A 24,031-nucleotide genomic window follows, 5' to 3' on the forward strand; every position below is an offset into this window, starting at 1 on the left:
CCGTGGTGACGAGTTCGATCGCGGGGATCGCGACGAAGATCCAGAGCTTGATGTTGCGCGAGGTGCGGGCGATCCCGCCGAGCGCAGGCACGACGGTCGCCGTGAACAGTGAGCGTCCGAGCCGGCGGAATTCCTCGGCGCCCTGGCCGAGCACGGCCGGAGCCCACGACCGGCTCACCGCAAGCGCTCCCAGCACCAGCAGCTCGGTGCCGAATGTGAGAAGTTCCCCAGTTCTCATGCCAGTTGGCCGCGTCCCGGGCCCTGAAGAAGTTGCCGATCGCCGCCACCACGAAGGCGGTGGCCACCGTATCGCCGGTGACCACGGCACGGCGGTACCGCTGCTCCCATTCGAACGCGGGCTGTCTGATCGCTCCGTTCGCCAGACGCCCGCGCGCCGACGGAAACGGCCTGACTAGTCCCCCTTGCCGCACAGAACCCCCCAGGTCCCCAGTGGCTCGACGTGTTCGTCCAACACTGTTGCTCCCCTCGGGAGGCCCCCGCCCCCCGCACTGTTCCTCCTCTCGGGAGGCCCCCGCCCCCCGCACTGTTCCTCCTCTCGGGAGGCCCCCGCCCGCATGACAACCCGGGCTATTTCAGAGCTACTTGAACAACCCACCCCGACAACAGCGGACTCACGTGTCCTGCCGAACTCTCAAGGTGCGCGGGAACCCGTCGAAACCTCGGGTGCTCCCCGCACCCAAGCCCCCTTCGCGGGCTCCAGGAATTGATCACCCCCATATCCGGCGGCGGAGACGCAGCTGTTGGCTGCCCGCAACGCCTGACCTGGAGATCATGATTTGTCGCCTCGTATCCCACCATGTGAAGCACGGTCAGTCTAGACCCTCGGGGCCCGTCTGAAGAGGTGGATGTGTGGAATTTGTGCCCAACATTTGAAGCTGGATCCAGTGGATCCAGGGACCGGTGACCGTCTGCGGGTGCCTTGGTGACGAAGACGTGCCTTGTGACCTGTGATGACGGAGTTCACCGGGTTGCCGGTAGCGGCAACCCGGAGGCGTCCTGGCGCTGCCAACTGGGCCGCACTCAGAGCCTGTCCGGCGGATCTTGTCGGTCAGCACGGGGCGGTGGATGCGGGTGTGGGCGATCGACGGCACGGAGGAACGGCATGGCCCGTTTGCGGGTGCACAGGCGGACCGGCAGCCCCCGCACGACGCCAGATGCGGGCGCCAGTTGGATCAGTGAACTCCCAAGTCAACGGCGTCGCGGGCGGAGCCGATCAAGTTGAACGGTCGCCGGACCCAATGATCGGACGCTAGGAGGACGCCCGGTGGATGAGGGTGACGTCCACCGGGTCGACGGGCTCCGCTGTTCCGTGCTCGATCAGCTGCTGGAGCGTCTCGGCGATGACGCCCGGCCCCGGCAGGTTGAGGCGGATGGAAGTGAGCGGCGGGCGCTGCAGGGAGGCCAGCACCAGATCGTCGGCGCCGACCACGGCCACGTCGTCCGGGACACCGATGCCCACGTCCTGGAAGGCGTGCATCAGCAGCGCCGCGTACTCGTCGTTGTAGGCGAACACCGCGTCGAAGCCCAGCTCCCGCCAGCGCTCTGCCAACTGGGCCGCGGAGTCCTGGGTGTACGCCACCTCCACGGCGGTCACGGTCGCCATGCGTGTGGCCGCGACGCCTTGCGCTCCGGCCAGCCGCGGTTCGGCGAAGGCGCTCAGGCCGCGCTCCTGCGGCATCAGCACGGCGATGTTGCGCCGCCCCCGCGCGACGAGGTGGTCGACGGCGGCGGCGCCGATGTCCGCGTGGTCGAACGCGACGGTGTGCGCACCGGCCAGCGGACGGGCGGCGAACGCCAGCAGCCCGCGGATTCCCGCGCGCTGCAGGAGATCGGCCGCTTCCGGGGTGAAGGAGTCGCCGGAGAGAGCGAACACCGCCGCCGGCCGCAGCTCGGCCCACGCGCGCGCGGCGGTGACGGCGTCGGGGAAGCGGCCGGCATGGAGCACGACCGTGTAACCGCGCCGGTCGAGCTCGCTGTGCAGATCGTCCACCCAATCGCTGACCAGCCTGCCGATCGCCGACACCGATGACGGCATCAGCACCAGATTGCTACGTCCGGCACGCAGCGAACGCGCGGCGGCGTGCGGGACGTAGCCCAGCTGGTCGGCGGCGGCCAGTACCCGGGCGCGGGTGCTCTCGCTGACCCGGTGCGCCTGGGTGTCGTTGAGCACGAAGGACACCGTGGCCCGGGACACCCCGGCCAGGCGCGCCACATCCGCGCTGGTGATGGTCCGTGGCGGCTGAGCGGGAGCGTCCTTGGCCATGACTTCCTTGATCAATTCCCCGGTGGTGCGCCCACGGGCACGTCAGCCCGGAGCACACAGGTTCAGAGATCAGGTTACACGCGTTATCACCGGCTCGCAGAACCGTGCAATCTCCGCGAGTCCCCCGCGAGGTCGGCGGTGGCCGTGATCACGGAGTCGAAACGCATGGTCGTACGGGACTGCTCGTCATAGCGCTCCCAGACTGGCAGCGCCGCATGGTTCGGATCGCCGGTGCGGATGAAGGAGATCCACGCCTGGTGCATGGACGCGGCGAGGCCGTCGCGCGCCGCGGGCCGGATCCCCTCCAGGAAGGGCGCGTGCGACCACTGGTCGAAGTTGTTGAAGGTGAAGGGCAGTTCCAGGCAGTGGGCGGCACCGAGCCGGCCGTCGTGCGCGGGGGTCGGGAAGTCGAATTGGTACACCCACACCGGTCGCCCCTGGGCGGCCCGGCGCTCGGCCAGATCCACGCTCGGCACGCGGAACAGCTCGTCCGAGATCAGATCCATCAGCACGTCCACCGGCCGCGCGCCCGGCCGGGTCGCCGCGTAGGCCGCGTACGCCTCCGCCGCCCCCTCACCGAAGGTGTCCGCCGCCCTGCTGATCACCTCGTCCCGGGTGGCGGCGGCGTACCTCTCGTCGAGCCCGAACCCGAAGTTGGCCTCTTCCCTGGTCCAGCCGATCAGCACGTCGATGTCCGACCCGGCGCCGTTGAGCAGCGTCTCGACGGGGTGCCGGTCCATCGTCGCCTCGTCGATGACGGGCAGGAACGGTGTGGGCCAGTAGCCCCAGCGCATCGTGCGCCCGAACAGTTCCCCGCCCGCCTCGATCAGCCGCGGCCAGGGCACGGCCCGCAGGTCCGCGATGCCCTTGGCGCCGAGGATCTCCTGGTAGACGGTGGTCCGCTCCAGGGCTTCGGCGCGGGTGGGAACGTGCAGGCCGAAGGGCGGGCTCTGCAGGATGGCGCGGTGGAACAGGGTTCTGCCCTCCGGGTGGCCGGCGAGCGCCGCCGTGGAGATGGCGCCGCCCGACTGGCCGGCAACGGTGATGTTGTCGGGGTCGCCGCCGAACTCCGCGATGTTCTCCCGCACCCAGCGCAGCGCGGCGACCTGGTCGGTGAGCCAGAAATTGGCGGGCTCCCCGTCCGCGTCCGAGCCGAACGAGAGGTAACCCAGCGGACCGATGCGGTAGTTGATGGACACCACCACAAGGTCGCCGTTGCGCGCGAAGGTCTCACCGGAGTAGTTGGGCAGCGAGCCGGACCCGGAGACGAAGCCGCCGCCGTGGATCCAGACCAGCACCGGCCGGCCGGAGGCGTCGGAGGACGGCGTCCAGACGTTGAGCGTCAGGCAGTCCTCGTCGAAGGGCGGGAAGCCGTGGCCGCCGAGTACCGGGTCACCGCCCTCCATGAACATCTGCGGGGCGCTGGGACCGTAGGCCGTCGCATCCCTCGTTCCGCTCCAGCCCGGGTGCGGCCGCGCCGGGCGCCACCGCAGGTCGCCGATGGGCGGCTCGGCGTACGGCACCCCCTTGAACACCGCGACCCCGCCCTCCGTGCGGCCGCGCAACGTGCCCGTGGACAACTCCACGACGGGCACATCCTGGTCTCCGGCACCAACCATCAGAGGCTTCCTTCCCTGGCGGCCGACGAGCGTCGGCAGAGGCTTGGCAGCTACGGCCGAGGTGCGAAGAGACACGTGTCACTGACATCGCGGCGCGCCACGCACACGCTCGACCTGCTCCCCCTGAGGCTATGCCGCCATTTCGACGACCGTCAACCATCCTGCATATCGTGGGTGGTCCCGCGGTCGTCCGCCGTGGTTACAGAGGCGCGGGGGAAGAAGCGCCGGGGATCAGCAGGCGGGGCGTTCCGGCGCCGTCGGCGGGAACGCTCCACAAGTCGGTGGTCCCGACCGCGCCCGACTGTGGCTGGTTCTTCTTGTATGCGCGGGAGGCGGCGTGCAGGACCAGTCCGATTCCCAGCCCCGCGAGGAGGAGCACCGCCGTGGCGAGTATGAGCAGGCGGCGCTTTGGCGTCATCGGGATCCTTGCGGATGCCGGGACAGGAGTGGCGGGGAGCTGCGAGGCGACAGAAAGCGTCGGTACACACGTCACCGCGGCGGGCGTAGGTACACGGTGCCGGATCATGCGCGGCCGCCCGGCGGCCGCAGCACCACACCCGCGACGGCCGCGCAGCAGAGCAGGCCCACCGCGGATCCCGCCAGCGCCGGACCGTCTCCCCAGACGGTCCAGGCCGCACCGAAGGCGATCGAGCAGCAGAACCGGGCCAGCGCCTGGCCGGTGCCGACCAGCGCGAGGCCGCTGGCCCGCAACTGCTCGGGCACGATGGCGGCGACCGCGGCCGGCAGCACACCATCGGTCGCGGCGTAGAACATGCCGTGCAGCGCGAGCACGAGATAGGGCAGGGCCGGCAGGTCGGGGGCCCAGAGCAGCAGCGTGTACGCGAGGAGCAGCAGGGCGTGCCCCACAAGGAACACGACGCGCCGCCCGACCCGGTCGGCCAACGTACCGACGGGCACGGCCAGCAGCAGGAACACCGCGGCGGTGCCGAGCGGCATCAGCGGGAACCAGTACTCGCTGATGCCGGTACGGCGTTGCAGCAGCAGATAGACGAAGGCGTCGCTGACGGTGGTGAGGCCGAGCAGGGCGGCGCAGCCGGCGAGCCCGCGCAGCCGCGGCATGCGCAAGAGGCGCAACGCCTCGCGAAGGTCGACGGGTTGCTTGTCCACGACCTCGGCCCCGGCCCGCTCCCCACTCCCGGCCTCGTCCGGTGTCACCGGTTCGGCCTGCCCGGCGCGCACTTTCCCGGGTACGAACAGCATCAGGACCAGCACGCCGAGTACGGCCACGCAGGCGCTGACGCCGAAGACGGCGTCGTAGCCGTCGGTCGCCGCGCGCAGGATCAGGAACGCGGCGACGGGTCCGAGCACCGCGCCGGTGGTGTCCATCGCCCGGTGCACGCCGAAGGCCCGGCCCTGGAACTCCGGTGGCGTGGACAGGGAGATCATCGCGTCGCGCGGGGCGGTGCGCAGCCCCTTGCCGGTGCGCTCCAGCGCGAGCACCACGCCCAGCGGACCCAGGCTGTGCACGAGGAGCAGCAGCGGTTTGCACACCGCGGACAGTCCGTAGCCGAGCCCGGCTATGAGTTTGTGGTTCCGCACCCGGTCGGCGAGGTGGCCGCCCGCCAGTTGGACCAGCGCGCTGACACCGTTGTAGACACCGTCGAGCGCGCCGAAGCCCAGCGGGCTGAGGCCGAGCCCCACGACGAGGTACAGCGGCAGGACGGCGGTGACCATCTCGGAGGAGATGTCGGTGATGAGGCTGACCGCGCCCAGCGCGAACACCACCGAGGAGACCCCGGGGAACCGGCGGCCGCGTGTACGGCCCGGCGTGGTGGTCGCCCCGCTGGGGGCGGAGCGGTCCGCGAGATACATGCTCAGGAGCTCCAGTTGCCGGTGGCGGCGGAATCGGCGGAGGAGTTGCCGGCGCAGCCGAGGCCGTCCATGTACTCGAACGTGCGAATGAGACCTTAATGGTTGTATGTGATGGCGGAGGTGCTTCCCGGAGAACGGGGCATTGAACAGCCGTTAACGGCCGGTCAGCCCTGTCGGCTGCTCTCGTCCCACAGCCGCGTTCCGAAGTCCTGCGACCTGATGGCCTTCCTGGATCCCCGGCGGGCCGCGACGGCCGCCGCGATGAAGACGAGGACCCCGAGGATCAGCTTCGGCTCCGCCCGGAGCAGCGCACGGAGATCCGCCTTGCTCGTCGCGCCGAGGGCCGGGAGCGCGGGCCAGGTCACCTCGGTCACCCTGCACAGCGTGGGCGGCACCCGTACCACCGTCCGGGCCGGCGCGTGGAGCCAGGACGTGACCCTGGCCTCCGGTGGGACCACCACCCTGACCCCCACCCCCATGCCGACCGTCTGCACGCTGGTCAACCGCCGCAGCGACAAGGCCATCCACGTACCCGGCGCCTCCACCTCCACCGGTACGGCGCTGATCCGGTACAGCCGCACGGCGGCACGAACCAGCAGTGGACGCTGGCCGACGCGGGCGGCGGCTACGTCAGGATCGTGAGCGGCCGCAGCGGCAAGGTCCTCGGCGTGGCCGGTGACTCCACCGCCGACCTCGCGGCCGTAGTGCAGCAGAGCGACACAGGAAGCACGAGCCAGCAGTGGCTGCGGACCGCCGGTGACCGACGGCGCGGCGCACGGGCGTGCGCCGGACCGACGGCGCGTAGCGTGACCCTCTGCGCTGCCTGACCGGCGGGTCCTGGTGGGCGTCACAATCCGGAGGAGTTGTCGTGTGGCATGACCTGATGTCAGTTCAGGTGCCGATCGCGGAGAAGATCATCCGCACCGTCCTGGTCTACGCCCTGATCCTGATCCTGTTCCGACTGGCCGGAAAACGGGGCCTGGCGAACCTGAACACCTTCGACTTCGTCGTGATCTTCCTGCTGTCCAACGTCGTGCAGAACGCGATCATCGGGCCGGACAACAGTCTGCTCGGCGGGGTGATCGGCGCGTTCACCCTGATCGCCGTCAACTCCGCGGTGAACCGCTGGCTGGCCGGCGACTCCCGGGCGGAGCGGCTGCTGGAAGGAACCCCGACCACCGTCATCGAGGACGGCAAGCTCGTACCGCAGGCCATGCGTGACCTGGCGCTGCGGTCTGCCGAGATCGAGCACGCGGTCCGGATGCAGAACGGTGAGGCGATCGCGGATGTCGCCTCGGGCCGGCTGGAACCGGACGGCCATCTGATCATCACCCTCAAGCCCACCGAGCAGAACGCCACCCGCGGTGACGTCGAGGCCCTGCAGGCCCGCCTGACGACGATCGAGAACCTGCTGAAGGACCTCGCCACGGGCCGCCCCTCGTAGCGGTCGCCCCGCCAGGGCACCACGCGAGATCCTCGAATCCTGGTTCGCCGGTGCGCCCATCCGCGACGAGTACCTCATCGTCGGCAAGGGCGCGCTGGCCGGAACGGGCGGCCACTCCTACTCCACCACCACGCCGGCCGCGCGCCGAGGTCCGGGAAACACGAAGGCCCGCCGGCCCGGGATCGCTCCCGGGCCGGCGGGCGCCGCCGTGCGTCTCTCGTCAGCCGAGGGTCGCGATGGCGTCGTTGAACGCCTTCGACGGGCGCATCACGGCCGAAGCCTTGGCGTCGTCGGGACGGTAGTAGCTGCCGATGTCGGTCGGCGAGCCCTGGACGGCGATGAGCTCGTCGACGATGGTCCGCTCCTGCTCGGCCAGCGTCGCGGCGAGACCCGCGAACGCGCCGGCCAGCTGCGCGTCCTCGGTCTGCTCGGCCAGCTCCTGCGCCCAGTACAGCGCCAGGTAGAAGTGGCTGCCGCGGTTGTCGATGCCACCGAGCTTGCGGCTCGGCGACTTGTCCTCGTTGAGGAACGTGCCGGTCGCCCGGTCGAGGGTGTCGGCGAGGACCTGGGCGCGCGCGTTGCCCGTGGTCTGCGCCAGGTGCTCGAAGCTGACCGCGAGGGCGAGGAACTCACCCAGGCTGTCCCAGCGGAGGTAGTTCTCCTTGAGCAGCTGCTGGACGTGCTTCGGGGCGGAGCCGCCGGCGCCCGTCTCGAACAGGCCGCCGCCGTTGATCAGCGGGACGACGGAGAGCATCTTGGCGCTCGTGCCGAGCTCCAGGATCGGGAAGAGGTCCGTCAGGTAGTCGCGCAGCACGTTGCCGGTGACCGAGATGGTGTCCTCGCCGCGGCGGATGCGCTCCAGGGAGAACGCGGTCGCCTGCTCCGGGGTCATGATCTCGATCTGCAGCCCGTCGGTGTCGTGCTCGGGCAGGTACGCCTTGACCTTGGCGATCAGGTTGGCGTCGTGCGCGCGGCCCTCGTCGAGCCAGAACACGGTCGGGTTGCCGGTGGCGCGGGCCCGCTTCACGGCGAGCTTGACCCAGTCGCGGATCGGCACGTCCTTGGTCTGGCACATGCGGAACACGTCGCCCGCGCCGACCGTCTGCTCGAGTACGGCGTTGCCGTCGGTGTCGATGACCCGGACGGTGCCGGTGGCCGGGATCTCGAAGGTCTTGTCGTGGCTGCCGTACTCCTCGGCCGCCTGCGCCATGAGGCCGACGTTCGGGACGGAGCCCATGGTCGCCGGGTCGTAGGCGCCGTGCGCGCGGCAGTCGTCGATGACGACCTGGTAGATGCCCGCGTAGCTGCTGTCGGGGATGACGGCGAGGGTGTCGGCCTCCGAACCGTCCGGGCCCCACATGTGGCCGGAGGTGCGGATCATGGCCGGCATCGAGGCGTCGACGATGACATCGCTCGGCACGTGCAGGTTGGTGATGCCCCGGTCGGAGTCCACCATGGCCAGTTCGGGGCCCTCGGCGATCTCGGCCTCGAAGGACGCCTTGATCTTCGCGCCCCCGGGCAGCGACTCCAGGCCCTTGAGGATGCCGCCGAGCCCGTCGTTCGGGCTCAGGCCGGCCGCGGCCAGCGTCCGGCCGTACTCGGCGAACGTCTTCGGGAAGAAGGCCCGCACGACGTGGCCGAAGATGACCGGGTCGGAGACCTTCATCATCGTGGCCTTGAGGTGCACCGAGAACAGCACGCCCTCGGCCTTGGCCCGGGCGACCTGCGCGGTGAAGAACTCACGCAGCGCGGCGACCCGCATGACGGACGCGTCCACGACCTCGCCGGCGAGCACAGGTACCGACTCGCGCAGCACCGTGGTGCTGCCGTCGTCACCCACGAGCTCGATGCGCAGCGAGCCGTCCGCGGCGATGACCGTGGACTTCTCGGTGGAGCGGAAGTCGTCGGCGGTCATGTGCGCGACGTTCGTCTTCGAGTCGGCCGTCCACGCGCCCATGCGGTGCGGGTGCGCCTTGGCGTAGTTCTTGACGGACGCGGGTGCGCGGCGGTCGGAGTTGCCCTCGCGGAGCACCGGGTTGACGGCGCTGCCCTTGACCTTGTCGTAGCGGGCGCGGACGTCCCGGTCCTCGTCGGTCTTCGGGTCGTCCGGGTAGTCCGGCAGCGCGTAGCCGATCGACTGCAGCTCGGCGATGGCCGCCTTGAGCTGCGGGATCGAGGCCGAGATGTTCGGCAGCTTGACGATGTTGGCTTCGGGGGTCTTGGCCAGCGTGCCGAGCTCGGCGAGCGCGTCGTCGACCCGCTGGTTCTCCGCGAGACGCTCGGGGAAGCTGGCGATGATGCGGCCGCTGAGCGAGATGTCGCGGGTCTCGACGCGGACGCCCGCGGTCGAGGCATAGGCCTGGATCACCGGCAGAAGCGAATACGTCGCCAAGGCCGGGGCCTCGTCAGTGTGCGTATAGATAATGGTCGAGTCAGTCACCAGTACTCCGCTTCACATCGACAAACGTCTCGACATCAAGATATCTCGTGAGCGCCGCTACCTGAAACCGACCCCCGGGGTCGGACGGCGACGCGCCGGCCGTGCCGGCTTCCGGGAGCGGACGTCCGTGGCCGAAAAGGCCCACTTGCCGCAGGGTTCGCTCCGCCAGCACACTCACACCGGCACTCTTGCGGCATCCCCCACCCGAACCGGAAGTCCTGCGGTGCCTTCCGGATTCAGAGTTGTCATGCACCTGCCGCTACGTGCCTTCCCCCACACGAGAGGAAGAACGTTGAAGAACTTCCTGAAGCCACTCGGTCTGCACCTCGGCCTGAAGCCACTCAAAAGGTACGCGGCGCTCGGCGCGATCACCCTCGCCGTCTTCAGCCTCCAGCCCCTCAGCGCCCAGGCGACCGCCCCCAGCCCGGAGCCCAGTCCGTCCGTCGTCGGCGGCACCCGCGCGGCGCAGGGCGAGTTCCCCTGGATGGTCCGGCTGTCCATGGGCTGCGGTGGCGCGCTGTACACCCAGCAGATCGTCCTCACCGCCGCGCACTGTGTGAACGGCAGCGGCGCGAACACGTCCATCACCGCGACGGCGGGCGTCGTCGACCTGCAGAGCGGCAGCGCCATCAAGGTCAAGTCCACGCGTGTGCTGCAGGCCCCCGGCTACAACGGCAGCGGAAAGGACTGGGCGCTGATCAAGCTCGCCAAGCCCATCAACCTGCCGACCCTGAACATCGCCGGCACGACCGCGTTCAACTCCGGCACGTTCGACATCGCGGGCTGGGGCGCCAGAAGCGAGGGCGGCGGCCAGCAGCGCTACCTGTACAAGGCCAAGGTCCCGTTCGTCAGCGACGCGTCCTGCAGCAGCTCCTACGGCGGCGACCTGATACCCGGCGAGGAGATCTGCGCCGGCTTCACCCAGGGCGGCGTCGACACGTGCCAGGGCGACTCCGGCGGTCCGATGTTCCGCAAGGACAACAACAACCAGTGGATCCAGGTCGGCATCGTCAGCTGGGGCGAAGGCTGCGCGCGAGCCGGGTACCCGGGCGTCTACACCGAGGTGAGCACCTTCGCCTCCGCAATCCAGAGCGCCGCCGCCGGCCTCTGAGCATCCCCCCACGTACGGTCCGCCGCCCGCGCGAAGCCACGCGCGGGCGGCACCTGCGGTCCCGGCCCGGTTCGGCGAGGCCGGCCGGGGTGTGTGCCCGCCGTATCCGGCCGATCGGGCCGCGCCGGGGCAGACTGAGGACATGCCCGAACTGCCGGAGGTCGAGTCCCTCACCCGCTTCCTGGCCGAACACGTCGTCGGCCGTTCCGTCGCGCGGGTGTACCCGCTCGCCGTCCACGCGCTCAAGACCTACGACCCACCGCCGGGCGCACTCGAAGGCCTCGTCTTCGGGAGCGTGACCCGGCACGGGAAGTTCCTCGACCTCCAGGCAGGGGACCTGCACCTGGTCATCCATCTCGCCCGCGCCGGCTGGGTGCGCTGGAACGACGCCCTGCCGGCGGAGCCGCCGCGCCCCGGCAAGGGCCCGCTCGCCCTGCGGGTGCGACTCACCGAACCCGACGGCGCGGGTTTCGACGTCACCGAGGCCGGCACCAAGAAGCACCTCGCGGTCTACGTCGTACGGGATCCGCAGGACGTACCCGGTATCGCGCGGCTCGGGCCCGACCCCCTCTCCGCGGCCTTCACCCCGGCGGTCTTCGCCGGGCTGCTGAAGGACGACCGCCGCCAGATCAAGGGGCTCCTCCGCGACCAGAGCACGATCGCCGGAATCGGCAACGCCTACTCCGACGAGATCCTGCACACCGCCAAGATGTCGCCGTTCAAACTCGCGGCCAACCTCTCCGAGGACGAGGTGGCCCGGATCCACGCGGCGATCGGCTCGACCCTCGCCGACGCGATCGAGCGGTCCAGCGGGCTGGCCCTGCGGGATCTCAAGAGCGAGAAGAAGAGCGGGCTCCGGGTCCATGGACGGAAGGGCGAACCCTGCCCGGTCTGCGGCGACACCATCCGCGAGGTGTCCTTCAGCGATTCCGCGCTGCAGTACTGCCCCACCTGCCAGACCGGCGGCAAACCCCTCGCGGACCGGCGGATGTCCCGGCTGCTGAAATAGCGGCCGCAGGGAACGCCGCTGAGGCACGGATGGTGGTCAGCCCACCGGCCAGCCGGCCAGCGCCGCCGCCACGGGCTGAGGCACGGATGGTGGTCAGCCCACCGCCCAGCCGGCCAGCGCCGCCGCCACGCCGAGCGCTCCTGCTCCCAGCAGGGCGCTGACCACTCCACGCCGGGCAGCCAGCAGCCAGAGGGCTGCTGCCGCCAGCACGGCGTACTGCCAGCCGTTCCGCAGGGCCAGGGAGAGCGGGATCGCGGAGCCGGCGATGGCCCCGATCACAGCGGGGCCGGCGCCGGTGAAGAACGCCTGCACCCGCTCGCTGGAGCGCAGGCCGTCGAAATGCCGCCCGCCGAGGATCACGAACAGGAACGACGGGGCGAACGCCACCGAGGCGGCCAGCAGACCACCCCACACTCCACCGGCCGCGTACCCGACCACGGCGACGGTCTGCACGACCGGGCCCGGGGTGATCTGGCCGAGGGCGACGGCGTTGAGGAACTGGCTGTCGGTCATCCAGTGGTAGTGGTCGACGGCGTCCGCCTGCATCAGCGGAATGATGACGAACCCTCCGCCGTACGACAGTGCTCCCACCTTGAGCGCCACCCAGGCCAGCGCCACCATTCCCCCGCCGAGCACCGGAGCAGCAGCCACTACCGGCCACGACGCGACGCGTCGGCCGAAGCGCCGGTCACCTCGCCGACCGTCTTGCCGGCCGCGGGCGCGTATCGCAACCTCCAGCAGTCCCGCCGCGAGCAGGACCAGCACGAGCCATGGCCCCGTCAGAGCGGCAGCGGCCGCGCCCGCCAGCGCGTACCCGAGCCAGCGGACACGGGCGGAACGTGCCTTCCCCGCACGCTTCCAGCTGCCGGGAGCCAACGACCAGGCCGCGTGCACGGCAACGGCGGCGACGGCGGAACCGGCCCCGGCGGCCGCCCCGAGCACCCACAGCGGCGGGTTCCCGGACAGGAACAGCGCGGCAAGGGCCAGGATCAGCGCGAGGCCCGGCAGGATGAAACTCAGACCTCCGACCAGCGCGCCGGGCAGACCGCGCAGGCGCCAGGCGGTGAGGATCGCCAGCTGCGTGGAGGCAGGGCCCGGCAACAGGTTCGTCGCGGTGATGGAATCCTCGAACTCCTCCGCCGGGATCCAGTTGCGGCGCTCCACACACAACTGCCGCAGGAGAGAGATGTGGGTCGGTGGTCCGCCGAAGCCGATACAGCCGATCCGACCCCACTCCCGCCCGATCGTGACCAGCCCCACCCGGCCCGTACCCGTGCTCCGGTCCACGCTCCGGTCCGCCCTCACTCGTCGCTCGTTCCTTACGTCATCGGCTCGTACGGCGCCGTGACCCTATAGGACCCCGGTGACGTCGAGGTGCCGCACTTCCGTGCTGGGTCGGACCGGCGACGGGCGGGACGCGGCGAGCCGTATGGATTTCGTTAAGACTGGTGAGCGACAACCAGTGGCACTCGGGTCGGCCCGATGACCTCCGGAAGACGTATTCCCCTGATCTGTACGGCAGTTGGCGGCACATCCCATCGGATCACGGGCTCTGCGGCACCCTGTCCGCCGCCATCCGGACCGCCGGACGGCCCTTACGCTCCCCCGCGTGGCGAGAATCGTGGATGGAATCAAGCGGGTAGTCATCGGGCGGGCGTTGCCGAGCGAGGGGTTGCAGGAGACGTTGCTGCCCAAGCGGCTGGCGCTGCCGATCTTCGCGTCGGACCCGCTGTCGTCGGTCGCGTACGCCACGCAGGAGATCCTGCTGGTCCTCACCCTCGGCGGGCTGGCGTATCTGCACCTGACGACCTGGGTGGCGATGGCGGTCGTCGGGCTGATGGCCGTCGTGGTGCTCTCCTACCGGCAGGTCGTGCACGCCTACCCGTCCGGCGGCGGATCGTACGAGGTGGTCGCCACGAACCTCGGCCCGTCCGCCGGGCTCGTCGTGGCCGCGTCATTGCTCGTCGACTACGTGATGACCGTCGCGGTGTCCGTCGCCTCCGGCGTCGACAACATCATCTCCGCGGTGCCCTCGCTCAACGACTACCGCACCGGCATGGCCGTGGGGTTCGTGGCTCTGCTGGCGGCCGTGAACCTGCGCGGCGTGCGCGAGTCCGGCCGGGCGTTCGCGGCGCCCACGTACCTGTTCGTCGCGGGCGTGCTGATCATGTGTGCCACCGGGCTGTTCCGCTGGCTGGTCGGCGACGCCCCGGTGGCGGAGTCCGCCGCCTACGGCGTCACCGCGGCCCCCGGTAACAGCAATCTGACCGGTCTGGCACTGCTGATGCTGGGGCTGCGGGCGTTCTCCAGCGGCTGCACCGCCCTCACCGGTGTCGAGGCGATCTCGAACGGCGTGCCCGCGTTCCGCAAGCCCAAGTCCCGCAACGCGGCCTCCACCATGACCGCGATGGGCCTGATCGCCGTCGTGATGTTCTCCGGCATCACCGCCCTCGCGATGATCGCGAAGGTGCACATCACCGAGGACACCTGCCGTCTCACGGGCTTCGCCGGGGACTGCGCTACCACCCCGCAGCGCACCGTCATCGCCCAGCTGGCCGCCGCGATCTTCGGCGGCGATCACAGCTTCGGCTTCTTCTTCATCCAGGCCGCCACCGCCCTGGTGCTGGTGCTGGCCGCCAACACCGCCTTCAACGGTTTCCCGTTGCTGTCGTCGATCCTGGCGCAGCACCGCTACCTGCCCCGTCAGCTGCACACCCGCGGTGACCGGCTCGCGTTCTCCAACGGCATCGTCGCGCTGGCCGTCGTCGCCGGTGGCCTCCTCTGGGTGTTCGACGCGTCGGTCACCAACCTCATCCACCTGTACATCCTGGGCGTCTTCACCTCCTTCACGCTGTCGCAGACCGGCATGGTCCGGCACTGGAACCGTGCCCTGCGCGACGAGACCGACCCCGCGCAGCGGCGCCGGCACCAGACCGCCCGGCTGATCAACGGGCTCGGGGCGTTCGTCACGGGTCTGGTGCTGGTCATCGTGCTGCTGACGAAGTTCATGCAGGGCGCGTACCTGGCCGTGATCGCCGCGGTGGCGTTGTGGCTGATGATGCGCGGCATCCGGCGGCACTACGACAGAACCGCCGCCGAGCTGGCGGTCACCGACCCGACGGACGAGACGGTGCTGCCCGCGCGCGTGCATGCCGTCGTGCTGGTCTCGAAGGTCCACAAACCGACGCTGCGGGCCCTCGCCTACGCCCGCGCCTGCCGCCCCGACACCCTCGAAGCGCTCACCGTCGCGGTCGACCGCGACGAGGCCAAGGTCCTCCAGGACCAGTGGGACGCCTTCGGGATCGAGGTGCCGCTGAAGACGTTGGCGTCGCCGTACCGGGAAGTGACCCGCCCGGTCGTGGAGTACGTACGGTCGCTCAACCGCACCAGCCCCCGCGATGTGATCAGTGTCTTCATCCCCGAGTACGTCGTCGGGCACTGGTGGGAGAACCTGCTGCACAACCAGTCCGCGCTGTGGCTCAAGAGCCGGCTGCTGTTCACCCCTGGCGTCATGGTCATCAGCGTGCCCTGGCAGCTGAGCTCGTCCGAACACCGGCCGCAGCGCCCGACCCGCCGCGCCCCCGGCTCCGTCCGCCGCGGCGAACCCGCCCTCACTCCCTGGGCGAACCACCCCGACCCCGCCGACGACCCCGCCGCCGAACCCGACCGGGCCCCGCACGTCGACACCCACTGACCGCCGGCCACGCGCCACTTGACCATCACGAGCTGCCCCGGGCCCACCGGATGGATCAACCGGCCCGGGGCAGCTCCGTGTTCCGTCGTCTCCGCGGCTCTCCAGCCACCAGGTGTCCTGTCAGGAGACCGTCAGGGTTCCGTCGTTCCCCTTGAGCCGGGCCTCGCCGTCTCCTTGGATGGAGACGTGAACAGCTGCCTGCGCCATGACGACCGGCCACCGCATACGGTGCCGCCGGCTGCGCCCTGTTCGCCTCCGGCGCGCTGACGCACTTCCCCCGTCACCGCCCATCGCTCGACGAGCCCGGTGGCGCGTTTCCCCGGCACCTCTGTGCCGTCCCGCCCTCCTGAGCCCTGTTCCGCAACCCGTAAACCCGCAATCCCGCATCCCGGAGTGGATCATGTCTGCACCCTCCTCACCCGCCCGCCGCACCGCGCTGGTCACCGGCGCCACCTCCGGTATCGGCTGGGAGACCGCCCGGCTGCTCGCCGAACAGGGCAGCACCGTCATCGTGCACGCGCCGGACCTCACCTCCGGGCAGCAGGCCGTCACCCGGCTGGTGGCCGCCGGCGTCGCGGCGTCCCAGCTGGACCTCGCGGTGGCGGACTTCTCCCGGCTGGAGGAGGTGCGGGCGATGGCCGCCAAGGTCGCCGACGCGCATCCCGTACTGGACGTGCTGGTGAACAACGCGGCGGTCGCCGCCCCCGAGCGCCACACGATGACCCCCGACGGCAACGAGATCGCCTTCCAGGTCAACTTCCTCGCCGCGTTCCTCCTCACCCGCGAACTGACCGGGCCGCTGACCGCCCGGCCCGGCAGCCGCGTCGTCAATGTGTCGTCGTCCATGCACCGCACGGCGTCCATCGCCTGGAACGACCTGAACCGGTCCCGCCGTTACTCCCGGCTGGCCGCCTACGCCCAGTCCCAGCTCGCGCTGACGATCTTCGCCAGGGCGGGCGCGGGATCGGACGCCGGCTGCACCTCCGTCAGCGTGCACCCGGGCATCTGCGATACCGCCCTGCTGCCGCTGTACGCGCACGAGGGCGACTCGTCCGCCGAGGGCGCCGCCCGCGTGGTCCGGCTGTGCGACCCCGCGACCGAGCTCGTACCCGGCGCCTACTACGACCGCACCGCGATCTCGCCCGCCGCGCCCGTCGCGATGGAGGACCGCACCGTCCGCCGGCTGTGCAAGGTCGCCGACCAGTTGGTCGGCCGGACCGGCTGAACCACCGAGCCCCCGAACCGAGGCGGTACATGTCCAAGCGCGCCCGTAAGAAGCAAGCCCGCCGCAAGAGGAAGGCCCATCACGGCAGGAAGCCCAACGGCCTTTGAGACGAGGGCGGTGCGGTTCCCGTGGGGGGATCCGCACCGCCCTTCCCGACCCTCCTGCGCACCTGTCGGCGCGCAGGAGGGGCACGGACCACCAGCTCGCGCCACCACCACGTACCGTCGAACGGAACCCCGAACCCCGTGATAGAGCTGTCCTGCCATGCCCTCCTGGCCTCCGGGCCCTGGGTGGACTGGTTCCCTGGCGGTTCCCCCGGCACCGGAGCTCTCGCTCTGCCGGAACGCGGCGGGTCTGCGGCCCGAGAGAGATGTCTCGGGCCGCAGACCTCCGGCCGCGCCGGCCTTGCCCGGCGTATCCGCTGTAACGCGATCAATGCGCGATGAGCGCTTTGAGGGCGATGTTGAGCTTCAGGACGTTCACCCGCGGCTCACCGATGAAGCCGAGGATCCGGCCGTCGGTGTTGTCCGCCACCAGCTTCTCGACCTGCTGGGCGTCGAGCTTGTTGAGCGCGGCGACCCGGTGGACCTGGAGCTCGGCGTACTCGGGCGAGATCTGCGGGTCGAGGCCGGAGCCGGAGGAGGTGACGGCGTCGGCCGGCACGTCCGAGGGCTTGACCTTGAAGTCCGCCGTGGAGTTGTCCTTGACGACGGCGGCCTTGGCCTCCGTCACCCACTTGATCAGGTCCGCGTTGTCGCCGGAGCGGTTGGTGGCCCCGGAGAGGATGAGCGAGTACTGGGTGTTGACGGAGTTGGTGCCCAGTCCGTTGGACGGCCGCGGCTGGAACCACTTCAGGTCGGGCGCGGGAGTCTCCTCGCCGTTCTTCAGCGGCAGGTTGTAGGTCTGTCCGATGAGGCTGGAACCGACGACCTTGCCGCCGTCCTTGATCTCCGAACCGTTGGCCTTGTTGTGGAACAGGCCCTGGGCTATGCCGGTGATCAGGAGCGGGTAGAGCACGCCGCAGACCAGAGTCAGGACGAGCAGCGCGCGCACCCCGGCTCCGAACAACCGCACGGTGTTTCCAAATGAGTTGTTCACGACGTCACCCGATGCCAGGGATGAGGGAGATGAGCAGGTCAATGATCTTGATGCCGATGAACGGGGCGATCAGGCCGCCGAGTCCGTAGACGGCCAGGTTGCGGCGGAGCATCTTGTCGGCGCCCATCGGCTTGTACCGCACGCCCCGGAGGGCGAGGGGCACCAGCGCGATGATGATCAGCGCGTTGAAGATGACCGCGGACAGGATCGCGGACTGCGGGCTGTGCAGGCCCATGATGTTGAGCTTGTCCAGGCCGGGGTAGGCGACCGCGAACATGGCGGGGATGATCGCGAAGTACTTCGCGACGTCGTTGGCGATGGAGAACGTCGTCAGCGCGCCACGGGTGATCAGCAACTGCTTGCCGATCTCCACGATCTCGATGAGCTTGGTGGGGTTGGAGTCCAGGTCCACCATGTTCCCGGCCTCCTTGGCGGCCGAGGTACCGGTGTTCATCGCCACGCCCACGTCCGCCTGCGCCAGCGCGGGAGCGTCATTGGTGCCGTCACCGGTCATCGCGACGAGCTTGCCGCCCGCCTGCTCCCGCTTGATCAGCGCCATCTTGTCCTCAGGAGTCGCCTCCGCGAGGAAGTCGTCGACGCCGGCCTCCTCGGCGATCGCCTTGGCGGTCAGCGGGTTGTCACCGGTGATCATGATGGTCTTGATGCCCATCCGGCGCAGCTCGTCGAACCGCTCCCGCATGCCCTCCTTGACGACGTCCTTGAGGTGGATGACGCCCAGCACGCGGGCGCCCTCGGTGTCCTCGACAGCGACGAGCAGCGGCGTACCGCCGGCCTGGGAGATCGCGTCGGTGAGCGCCTGGGCGTCCTTGGCGACGACTCCGCCGCGCTCGTTGACCCAGGCGATGACCGAACCGGCCGCGCCCTTGCGGACCTTGCGGCCGTCCACGTCCACACCCGACATGCGGGTCTGGGCGGTGAACGCGACCCAGTCGGCGCCCTTCAGCTCACCCTGCTGCCGCTCGCGCAGCCCGTACTTCTCCTTCGCCAGCACGACGATGGAGCGGCCTTCCGGCGTCTCGTCGGAGAGCGAGGAGAGCTGAGCGGCGTCGGCGAGCTCGGCGTCCGTGGTGCCCTGGACGGGTACGAACTCCGATGCCTGGCGGTTGCCGAGGGTGATGGTGCCGGTCTTGTCGAGCAGCAGCGTGGAGACGTCACCGGCGGCCTCGACGGCACGGCCCGACATCGCCAGCACGTTGCGCTGCACCAGCCGGTCCATGCCCGCGATGCCGATCGCCGACAGCAGAGCGCCGATGGTGGTCGGGATGAGGCAGACGAGGAGCGCGACCAGCACGATCATGGACTGCTTCTGGCCGGCGTAGATCGCGAACGGCTGGAGCGTGACGACCGCGAGCAGGAAGACGATCGTGAGCGACGCCAGCAGGATGTTCAGCGCGATCTCGTTCGGCGTCTTCTGCCGGGAGGCACCTTCCACCAGGGCGATCATCCGGTCGATGAACGTCTCGCCCGGCTTCGTCGTGATCTTGATGACGACGCGGTCGGAGAGCACCTTCGTGCCACCGGTCACCGCGCAGCGGTCACCGCCGGACTCCCGGATGACCGGGGCCGATTCGCCGGTGATGGCCGACTCGTCGACGCTCGCGACGCCCTCGACGACGTCCCCGTCACCGGGGATGACGTCGCCGGCCTCGCAGACCACCAGGTCACCGATGCGCAGCTCGGCACCGGGAACGCTCTCCTCCACGCCGCCGTTGAGCCGCCGCGCGACGGTGTCGGTCTTGGCCTTGCGCAGGGTGTCGGCCTGCGCCTTGCCGCGGCCCTCGGCCACCGCCTCCGCCAGGTTGGCGAAGATCGTGGTGAGCCAGAGCCAGGCGGCGATGGCCCAGCCGAACCAGTCGCCCGGGTTGGTGAACGCGAAGATCGTGCTCAGCACGGAGCCGATCTCGACCACGAACATCACGGGGGACTTGACCATCACCCGCGGGTCGAGCTTGCGGACCGCGTCCGGGAAGGACCTGATCAGCTGCTTGGGGTCGAACAGGCCCCCACCGACGCGTGCGCCGTCGGGCTGGTGACCGGTGGGCACATCATGGTGCGGGGCACGGGTCGGAGTGACAGTGGACATCGAGTCCTCTTGCTTCAGACGAGTGGTCATGACCCCAGCCCCTCGGCGAGCGGCCCCAGCGCCAGCGCGGGGAAGTAGGTCAGTCCAGTGACGATGATGATCGTGCCGACCAGCAGCCCGGTGAAGAGCGGCTTGTGGGTGCCCAGGGTGCCCGCGGTGGCCGGGACCGGCTTCTGCTCGGCGAGCGAGCCGGCCAGCGCCAGCACGAACACCATCGGCAGGAACCGGCCGAGCAGCATCGCGAGCCCGATCGTGGTGTTGAACCACTGGGTGTCGGCGTTGAGCCCGGCGAAGGCCGAGCCGTTGTTGTTGGCGCCCGAGGTGTACGCGTACAGGATCTCGGAGAAGCCGTGCGCGCCCGAGTTCGTCATCGACGTCATCGGGGTCGGCAGCGCCATGGCGGCGGCGGTGAAGCACAGCGCCAGCGCCGGGGTGATGAGGATGTAGCACGCCGCGAACTTGATCTCGCGGGTGCCGATCTTCTTGCCCAGGTACTCGGGTGTGCGTCCCACCATCAGGCCCGCGATGAACACCGCGATGATGGCCATGATCAGCATGCCGTAGAGGCCGGAGCCGACACCACCGGGAGCGATCTCGCCGAGCTGCATGCCCAGCATGGTGATACCGCCGCCGAAGCCGGTGAACGAGGAGTGGAACGAGTTCACGGCGCCGGTCGAGGTCAGTGTGGTCGCCACCGCGAAGATCGACGAGCCGCCGACACCGAACCGGGTCTCCTTGCCCTCCATCGCACCACCGGCGATGTTGAAGGCCGGGCCGCCGTGGTGGAACTCGGTCCACATCATCAGCGCGGTGAAGCCGATCCAGATCGTCACCATCGTGGCGAGGATCGCGTAGCCCTGCTTGACGCTGCCGACCATCTTGCCGAAGGTGCGGGTGAGCGCGAAGGGGATGACGAGGATCAGGAAGATCTCGAAGAGGTTCGAGATGCCGTTCGGGTTCTCGAAGGGGTGCGCCGAGTTGGCGTTGAAGTAACCGCCACCGTTGGTGCCCAGCTCCTTGATGGCCTCCTGGGAAGCCACCGCGCCGCCGTTCCACTGCTGCGAGCCGCCCATGAACTGGCCGACACCGTGGATGCCGGAGAAGTTCTGGATCGCGCCGCAGGCGACCAGCACGATCGCACCGATCACCGCGATCGGGATCAGGATGCGTACGGTGCCGCGCACCAGGTCGGCCCAGAAGTTGCCGAGCTCACCGGTGCGGGAGCGGGCGAAGCCGCGTACCAGGGCCACCGCCACGGCGAGGCCGACGGCCGCCGAGACGAAGTTCTGCACCGCGAGGCCGCCGGTCTGTACGACGTGGCCCATGGCCTGCTCGCCGTAGTACGACTGCCAGTTGGTGTTCGACACGAAGGACGCGGCGGTGTTGAACGCCTGGTCCGGGTCGATCGCGGAGAAGCCGAGCGAACCGGGCAGGCTGCCCTGGATCCGCTGCATCACGTAGAGGAAGAGGACGCTCGCCGCGGAGAAGGCGAGGACACCGCGCAGGTACGCGGGCCAGCGCATCTCGGTGGACGGGTTGGCGCCGATGGCCTTGTAGATCCACTTCTCGACCCGCAGATGCTTGTCGGAGGAGTAGACGCCGGCCATGAAGTCGCCGAGCGGACGGTATGCCAGTGCGAGCGCGGCTATCAGCGCGAGCATCTGGAGCACACCGGCGAGGACGGGGCTCATATCTGGACTCAGAACCTCTCCGGGTAAAGAAGGGCGAGGACGAGGTAGCCCAGGAGGGCGACGGCCACGACGAGGCCGACGATGTTCTCGGCGGTCACAGCTTTGCCACCCCCTTGGCGATGAGAGCCACCAACGCGAACACCGCGATCGTGGTGACGACGAAGGCCATGTCGGCCATCGTGTGCTCCTAGAAGAGTCGGAATCTCTGACCCTCTGAGCAAACCTCCTGAACAGGCCGCTTCGTCTTTCGTTGATGCGTCCCTTACGGCCACTGGCACGCTTTTGACGCCTCTCTTACGCACCCGGCCTCACCTGCGGAAAAGCCGGTGCAGAGGGCTGCGCACGCCGGATTCCGGACGCCTGCTCCACCGCTGGGGCGCCCCGCTCCACTGCGCGATCCTGACGTGTCCCTGAGGCGCCGGCGGTGGCCGTCGGGCCGGGCCCTGGTCAAACGCACCGGTCCGGCCGCCACCGACACCGCGGTCCGGCCACTGCTGCAGTTCACGGTGGCGGACGGGCGGGTGGTGGAGATCTCCTCACCGGTTCCCGCGTGGTGGCTCACTGGTCGGACGGGGCCGCCAGGCGGAAGCGGAGCCGGCAGATGACGGCGTCCGTGTCACGGCGGACGGCGTGGGCAACGACCGCGCCGCGCTGGTTCTGCAGCAGGCGCTGCCACATGTGGGCGGGCTCGACCTCCGGGATGAGGACGGTGATCCGGGTGCCGGGCTGGTCGGCGGCCATCCGACGGACGAGGGCGGCGACGGGGCGGCCGACGGAACGCGTGGGGGACGGCAGGTCGCGCAGTTCGACGCCGGGCGACCACAGCGCCCAGTCGCGGTGCAGGGCCTCGGTGCGTTCGCGGTCGTCGGGGTCGGTGACGGTGACCGCGATGACCTCGTCGCCCAGGGAGACTGCGGCGGTCAGCGCCTCGCTGGTGAGACGGGACAGCGACGCCACCGGGACGATGATCACGGACCGGTCGCGGTGCGGGGCGTCGGGAATGAATCCCAGGCCCAGCCGGCCGGCGATGCGGACATACGCGCGGTGGACCGCCTCGAAGAGCAGGACGAGGAGCGGCAGCGCCAGCACGATCATCCAGGCGCCCTCGGTGAACTTGACCGACGTGGTGATCACCGCGGCGACACCGGTCAGCACGGCCCCGAAACCGTTCAGCGCGGCCTTCGCCCGCCACCCCGGCGATCGCTCCGCGCGCCAGTGGCGCACCATGCCGGTCTGGCAGAGGGTGAAGCCGACGAACACTCCGATCGCGAAGAGCGGCACGAGCGTGTTGGTGTCACCGCCCGAGAACACCAGCAGCAGCGCGGAGACGGCGGCGAGCGCCAGCACGCCGTGCCGGTGGACCTGACGGTCGGCCTTGAGGCCGAAGACGTGCGGGAGGAAGTTGTCCCGGGCCAGCAGGCCCATCAGCACGGGCAGCCCGCCGAACGAGGTGTTCGCGGCGAGCGCGAGCAGCACGACGGTCGCGAACTGGACGACGTAGAAGGCCCAGTTGTGGCCGAGCGAGGCGTCGGCGAGCTGGGCGAGTACGGTCACGCCCTCGACCGGCTGGAGGTGGAAGCGGCCGATGAGGACCGACAGGCCGATCAGCATGACGCCGAGCAGTCCGCCCAGCGCCACCTCGGTGCGCTGGGCGCGCTTGCGCGCCGGAGCACGGAAGGACGGGACGGCGTTGGCGACGGCCTCGACACCGGTCAGGGCGGAGCACCCCGCCGCGAACGCCTTCATCAGGAGCAGCGCGCCGACCGTGGTCGCGTTGGCGCCCAGCGCGGAGGCGTGGCCGGCCGCGGCCTCGGTGCTGGCGGGGGCGTCCCGGAACAGCCCGACGACGATGATCGTGAGGATGGAGCCGACGAAGACCGCGGTGGGGATGATGAACGCCCGGGCCGAGTCGACGATGCCGCGCAGGTTGACGGCGGTGACGAGCACCAGGACCGCCAGGCAGATCCACACCCGGTCGCCGTACAGGGCGGGGAACGCCGAGGTGAGTGCGGCCACTCCGGCGGTCACCGACACGGCCACGTTCAGGACGTAGTCCAGGATCAGGGAGGCCGCCGTCACCAGGCTGGTACGCCGCCCCAGGTGCCGCTTGGCGACCGCGTACGAGCCGCCGCCGTCCGGGAAGGCCGCGATCACCTGGCGGTAGGAGGCGACGAGGACGGCCAGCAGGCCGGCTATCGCGAGGGTGACGGGAAGGGCGAACCCGAGCCCGTACCCGCCCGCCGCGGCCAGCACCAGGACGATGGCCTCGGGGCCGTACGCCACCGACGCCATCGCGTCCAGCGACAGGGCGGCCAGCCCTTGCAGCGCGGTCAGCTTGTGCTGCTCCTGAGCTGGGTCCGGGGGTTCCCCGTCGGATGCCTCGAGAGTCGGCTCGCTGGTCAGAACGGACAACGTGGTCGTACCTCCATGGTGTGGATACCCAGCGTGGAGGCGGCTCCCGGAGCCGATGCGCGGTCCG

At 70.0% G+C, this 24,031-nt stretch carries 19 protein-coding genes and 1 pseudogene; 7 read left to right on the forward strand and 13 right to left on the reverse strand.

Going from position 1 to position 24,031, the window contains the following annotated elements; genetic code table 11:
- Positions 1-4 precede the first annotated feature (4 nt).
- The 6 genes and pseudogenes from C6N31_RS14145 to C6N31_RS14170 form a co-directional block, all read right to left on the reverse strand.
- A pseudogene (locus C6N31_RS14145) lies at positions 5-431 on the reverse strand (sugar transferase); the annotation flags it as partial.
- 839 nt (positions 432-1,270) lie between these two features.
- Positions 1,271-2,284, reverse strand: coding sequence for a LacI family DNA-binding transcriptional regulator (locus C6N31_RS14150; protein WP_198357631.1), 1,014 nt, complete (start codon positions 2,282-2,284; stop codon positions 1,271-1,273).
- An 86-nt stretch (positions 2,285-2,370) separates the two neighbouring features.
- Positions 2,371-3,903, reverse strand: coding sequence for a carboxylesterase/lipase family protein (locus tag C6N31_RS14155; RefSeq protein WP_138352486.1), 1,533 nt, complete (start codon positions 3,901-3,903; stop codon positions 2,371-2,373).
- 199 nt (positions 3,904-4,102) lie between these two features.
- Positions 4,103-4,321 carry a hypothetical protein gene (locus C6N31_RS14160; protein WP_138352485.1) on the reverse strand — a complete coding sequence of 73 codons (219 nt, stop codon included), beginning with the start codon at positions 4,319-4,321 and terminating at the stop codon, positions 4,103-4,105.
- A 104-nt stretch (positions 4,322-4,425) separates the two neighbouring features.
- Entirely contained in the window at positions 4,426-5,736 is a 1,311-nt protein-coding gene (locus C6N31_RS14165) for an MFS transporter (RefSeq protein ID WP_138352484.1), read from the reverse strand.
- Between the two features lie 164 nt (positions 5,737-5,900).
- Positions 5,901-6,110, reverse strand: a complete 210-nt coding sequence (locus tag C6N31_RS14170) for a hypothetical protein (RefSeq protein ID WP_232485168.1) — start codon at positions 6,108-6,110, stop codon at positions 5,901-5,903.
- Positions 6,111-6,120: 10 nt separating this feature from the next.
- On the opposite strand from C6N31_RS14170, the gene C6N31_RS43790 reads away from it, so the two are divergent.
- From C6N31_RS43790 to C6N31_RS14180, 3 genes are read left to right on the forward strand one after another with little or no spacing between them, the layout of a single operon-like run.
- The gene (locus C6N31_RS43790; protein ID WP_232485215.1) at positions 6,121-6,378 is read left to right on the forward strand and encodes a ricin-type beta-trefoil lectin domain protein; all 258 of its coding nucleotides are present in this window, start codon (positions 6,121-6,123) and stop codon (positions 6,376-6,378) included.
- Entirely contained in the window at positions 6,375-6,563 is a 189-nt protein-coding gene (locus tag C6N31_RS43795) for an RICIN domain-containing protein (protein ID WP_244809588.1), read from the forward strand. The genes C6N31_RS43790 and C6N31_RS43795 overlap by 4 nt, the downstream gene beginning before the upstream one ends.
- 56 nt (positions 6,564-6,619) lie before the next feature.
- A complete protein-coding gene (locus tag C6N31_RS14180) occupies positions 6,620-7,180 on the forward strand; it encodes a DUF421 domain-containing protein (RefSeq protein WP_232485169.1) in 561 nt (186 codons plus the stop codon).
- 220 nt (positions 7,181-7,400) lie between these two features.
- On the opposite strand, the gene C6N31_RS14185 is transcribed toward C6N31_RS14180, so the two are convergent.
- Positions 7,401-9,620, reverse strand: coding sequence for an NADP-dependent isocitrate dehydrogenase (locus C6N31_RS14185; RefSeq protein WP_198357634.1), 2,220 nt, complete (start codon positions 9,618-9,620; stop codon positions 7,401-7,403).
- 292 nt (positions 9,621-9,912) lie between these two features.
- Here C6N31_RS14185 and C6N31_RS14190 point away from each other — a divergent pair, with 292 nt between their 5' ends.
- Complete coding sequence (locus tag C6N31_RS14190) at positions 9,913-10,731, forward strand: S1 family peptidase (protein ID WP_438817419.1); 819 nt, start codon at positions 9,913-9,915, stop codon at positions 10,729-10,731.
- A 142-nt stretch (positions 10,732-10,873) separates the two neighbouring features.
- Positions 10,874-11,740, forward strand: coding sequence for an Fpg/Nei family DNA glycosylase (locus tag C6N31_RS14195; protein ID WP_198357636.1), 867 nt, complete (start codon positions 10,874-10,876; stop codon positions 11,738-11,740).
- A gap of 93 nt (positions 11,741-11,833) precedes the next feature.
- On the opposite strand, the gene chrA is transcribed toward C6N31_RS14195, so the two are convergent.
- The gene (gene chrA / locus C6N31_RS14200; RefSeq protein WP_269286157.1) at positions 11,834-13,027 is read right to left on the reverse strand and encodes a chromate efflux transporter; all 1,194 of its coding nucleotides are present in this window, start codon (positions 13,025-13,027) and stop codon (positions 11,834-11,836) included.
- 322 nt (positions 13,028-13,349) lie between these two features.
- On the opposite strand from chrA, the gene C6N31_RS14205 reads away from it, so the two are divergent.
- Together C6N31_RS14205 and C6N31_RS14210 are read left to right on the forward strand one after the other, a co-directional pair.
- Positions 13,350-15,434 carry an APC family permease gene (locus tag C6N31_RS14205; RefSeq protein WP_198357638.1) on the forward strand — a complete coding sequence of 695 codons (2,085 nt, stop codon included), beginning with the start codon at positions 13,350-13,352 and terminating at the stop codon, positions 15,432-15,434.
- Positions 15,435-15,834: 400 nt separating this feature from the next.
- Positions 15,835-16,659, forward strand: coding sequence for an SDR family NAD(P)-dependent oxidoreductase (locus C6N31_RS14210; protein WP_138352477.1), 825 nt, complete (start codon positions 15,835-15,837; stop codon positions 16,657-16,659).
- A 432-nt stretch (positions 16,660-17,091) separates the two neighbouring features.
- On the opposite strand, the gene C6N31_RS14215 is transcribed toward C6N31_RS14210, so the two are convergent.
- The 5 genes from C6N31_RS14215 to C6N31_RS14235 form a co-directional block, all read right to left on the reverse strand.
- Complete coding sequence (locus tag C6N31_RS14215) at positions 17,092-17,757, reverse strand: potassium-transporting ATPase subunit C (RefSeq protein ID WP_138352476.1); 666 nt, start codon at positions 17,755-17,757, stop codon at positions 17,092-17,094.
- A gap of 4 nt (positions 17,758-17,761) precedes the next feature.
- Positions 17,762-19,891: a potassium-transporting ATPase subunit KdpB gene (gene kdpB / locus C6N31_RS14220; protein WP_138352475.1), complete on the reverse strand. Its 2,130-nt coding sequence runs from the start codon at positions 19,889-19,891 to the stop codon at positions 17,762-17,764.
- Positions 19,888-21,552: a potassium-transporting ATPase subunit KdpA gene (gene kdpA, locus C6N31_RS14225; protein WP_138352474.1), complete on the reverse strand. Its 1,665-nt coding sequence runs from the start codon at positions 21,550-21,552 to the stop codon at positions 19,888-19,890. The genes kdpB and kdpA overlap by 4 nt, the downstream gene beginning before the upstream one ends.
- A gap of 8 nt (positions 21,553-21,560) precedes the next feature.
- Positions 21,561-21,650 (reverse strand): K(+)-transporting ATPase subunit F, encoded by a 90-nt coding sequence (kdpF, locus tag C6N31_RS14230; protein ID WP_078075662.1) that lies wholly within the window; start codon positions 21,648-21,650, stop codon positions 21,561-21,563.
- 460 nt (positions 21,651-22,110) lie between these two features.
- Positions 22,111-23,964 carry an APC family permease gene (locus tag C6N31_RS14235; RefSeq protein ID WP_198357639.1) on the reverse strand — a complete coding sequence of 618 codons (1,854 nt, stop codon included), beginning with the start codon at positions 23,962-23,964 and terminating at the stop codon, positions 22,111-22,113.
- Positions 23,965-24,031 lie beyond the last annotated feature (67 nt).

Source organism: Streptomyces fildesensis (genome assembly GCF_016107395.1).
Taxonomy (GTDB): domain Bacteria; phylum Actinomycetota; class Actinomycetes; order Streptomycetales; family Streptomycetaceae; genus Actinacidiphila; species Actinacidiphila fildesensis.

Bases quoted from the DNA above. Each gene is read 5' to 3' on its own strand.
- C6N31_RS14150 (WP_198357631.1), bottom strand. From the start codon at position 2,284: ATGGCCAAGGACGCTCCCGCTCAGCCGCCACGGACCATCACCAGCGCG.
- C6N31_RS14155 (WP_138352486.1), bottom strand. From the start codon at position 3,903: ATGGTTGGTGCCGGAGACCAGGATGTGCCCGTCGTGGAGTTGTCCACG.
- C6N31_RS14160 (WP_138352485.1), bottom strand. From the start codon at position 4,321: ATGACGCCAAAGCGCCGCCTGCTCATACTCGCCACGGCGGTGCTCCTC.
- C6N31_RS14165 (WP_138352484.1), bottom strand. From the start codon at position 5,736: ATGTATCTCGCGGACCGCTCCGCCCCCAGCGGGGCGACCACCACGCCG.
- C6N31_RS14180 (WP_232485169.1), top strand. From the start codon at position 6,620: ATGTCAGTTCAGGTGCCGATCGCGGAGAAGATCATCCGCACCGTCCTG.
- C6N31_RS14195 (WP_198357636.1), top strand. From the start codon at position 10,874: ATGCCCGAACTGCCGGAGGTCGAGTCCCTCACCCGCTTCCTGGCCGAA.
- C6N31_RS14210 (WP_138352477.1), top strand. From the start codon at position 15,835: ATGTCTGCACCCTCCTCACCCGCCCGCCGCACCGCGCTGGTCACCGGC.
- kdpB (WP_138352475.1), bottom strand. From the start codon at position 19,891: ATGACCACTCGTCTGAAGCAAGAGGACTCGATGTCCACTGTCACTCCG.
- kdpA (WP_138352474.1), bottom strand. From the start codon at position 21,552: ATGAGCCCCGTCCTCGCCGGTGTGCTCCAGATGCTCGCGCTGATAGCC.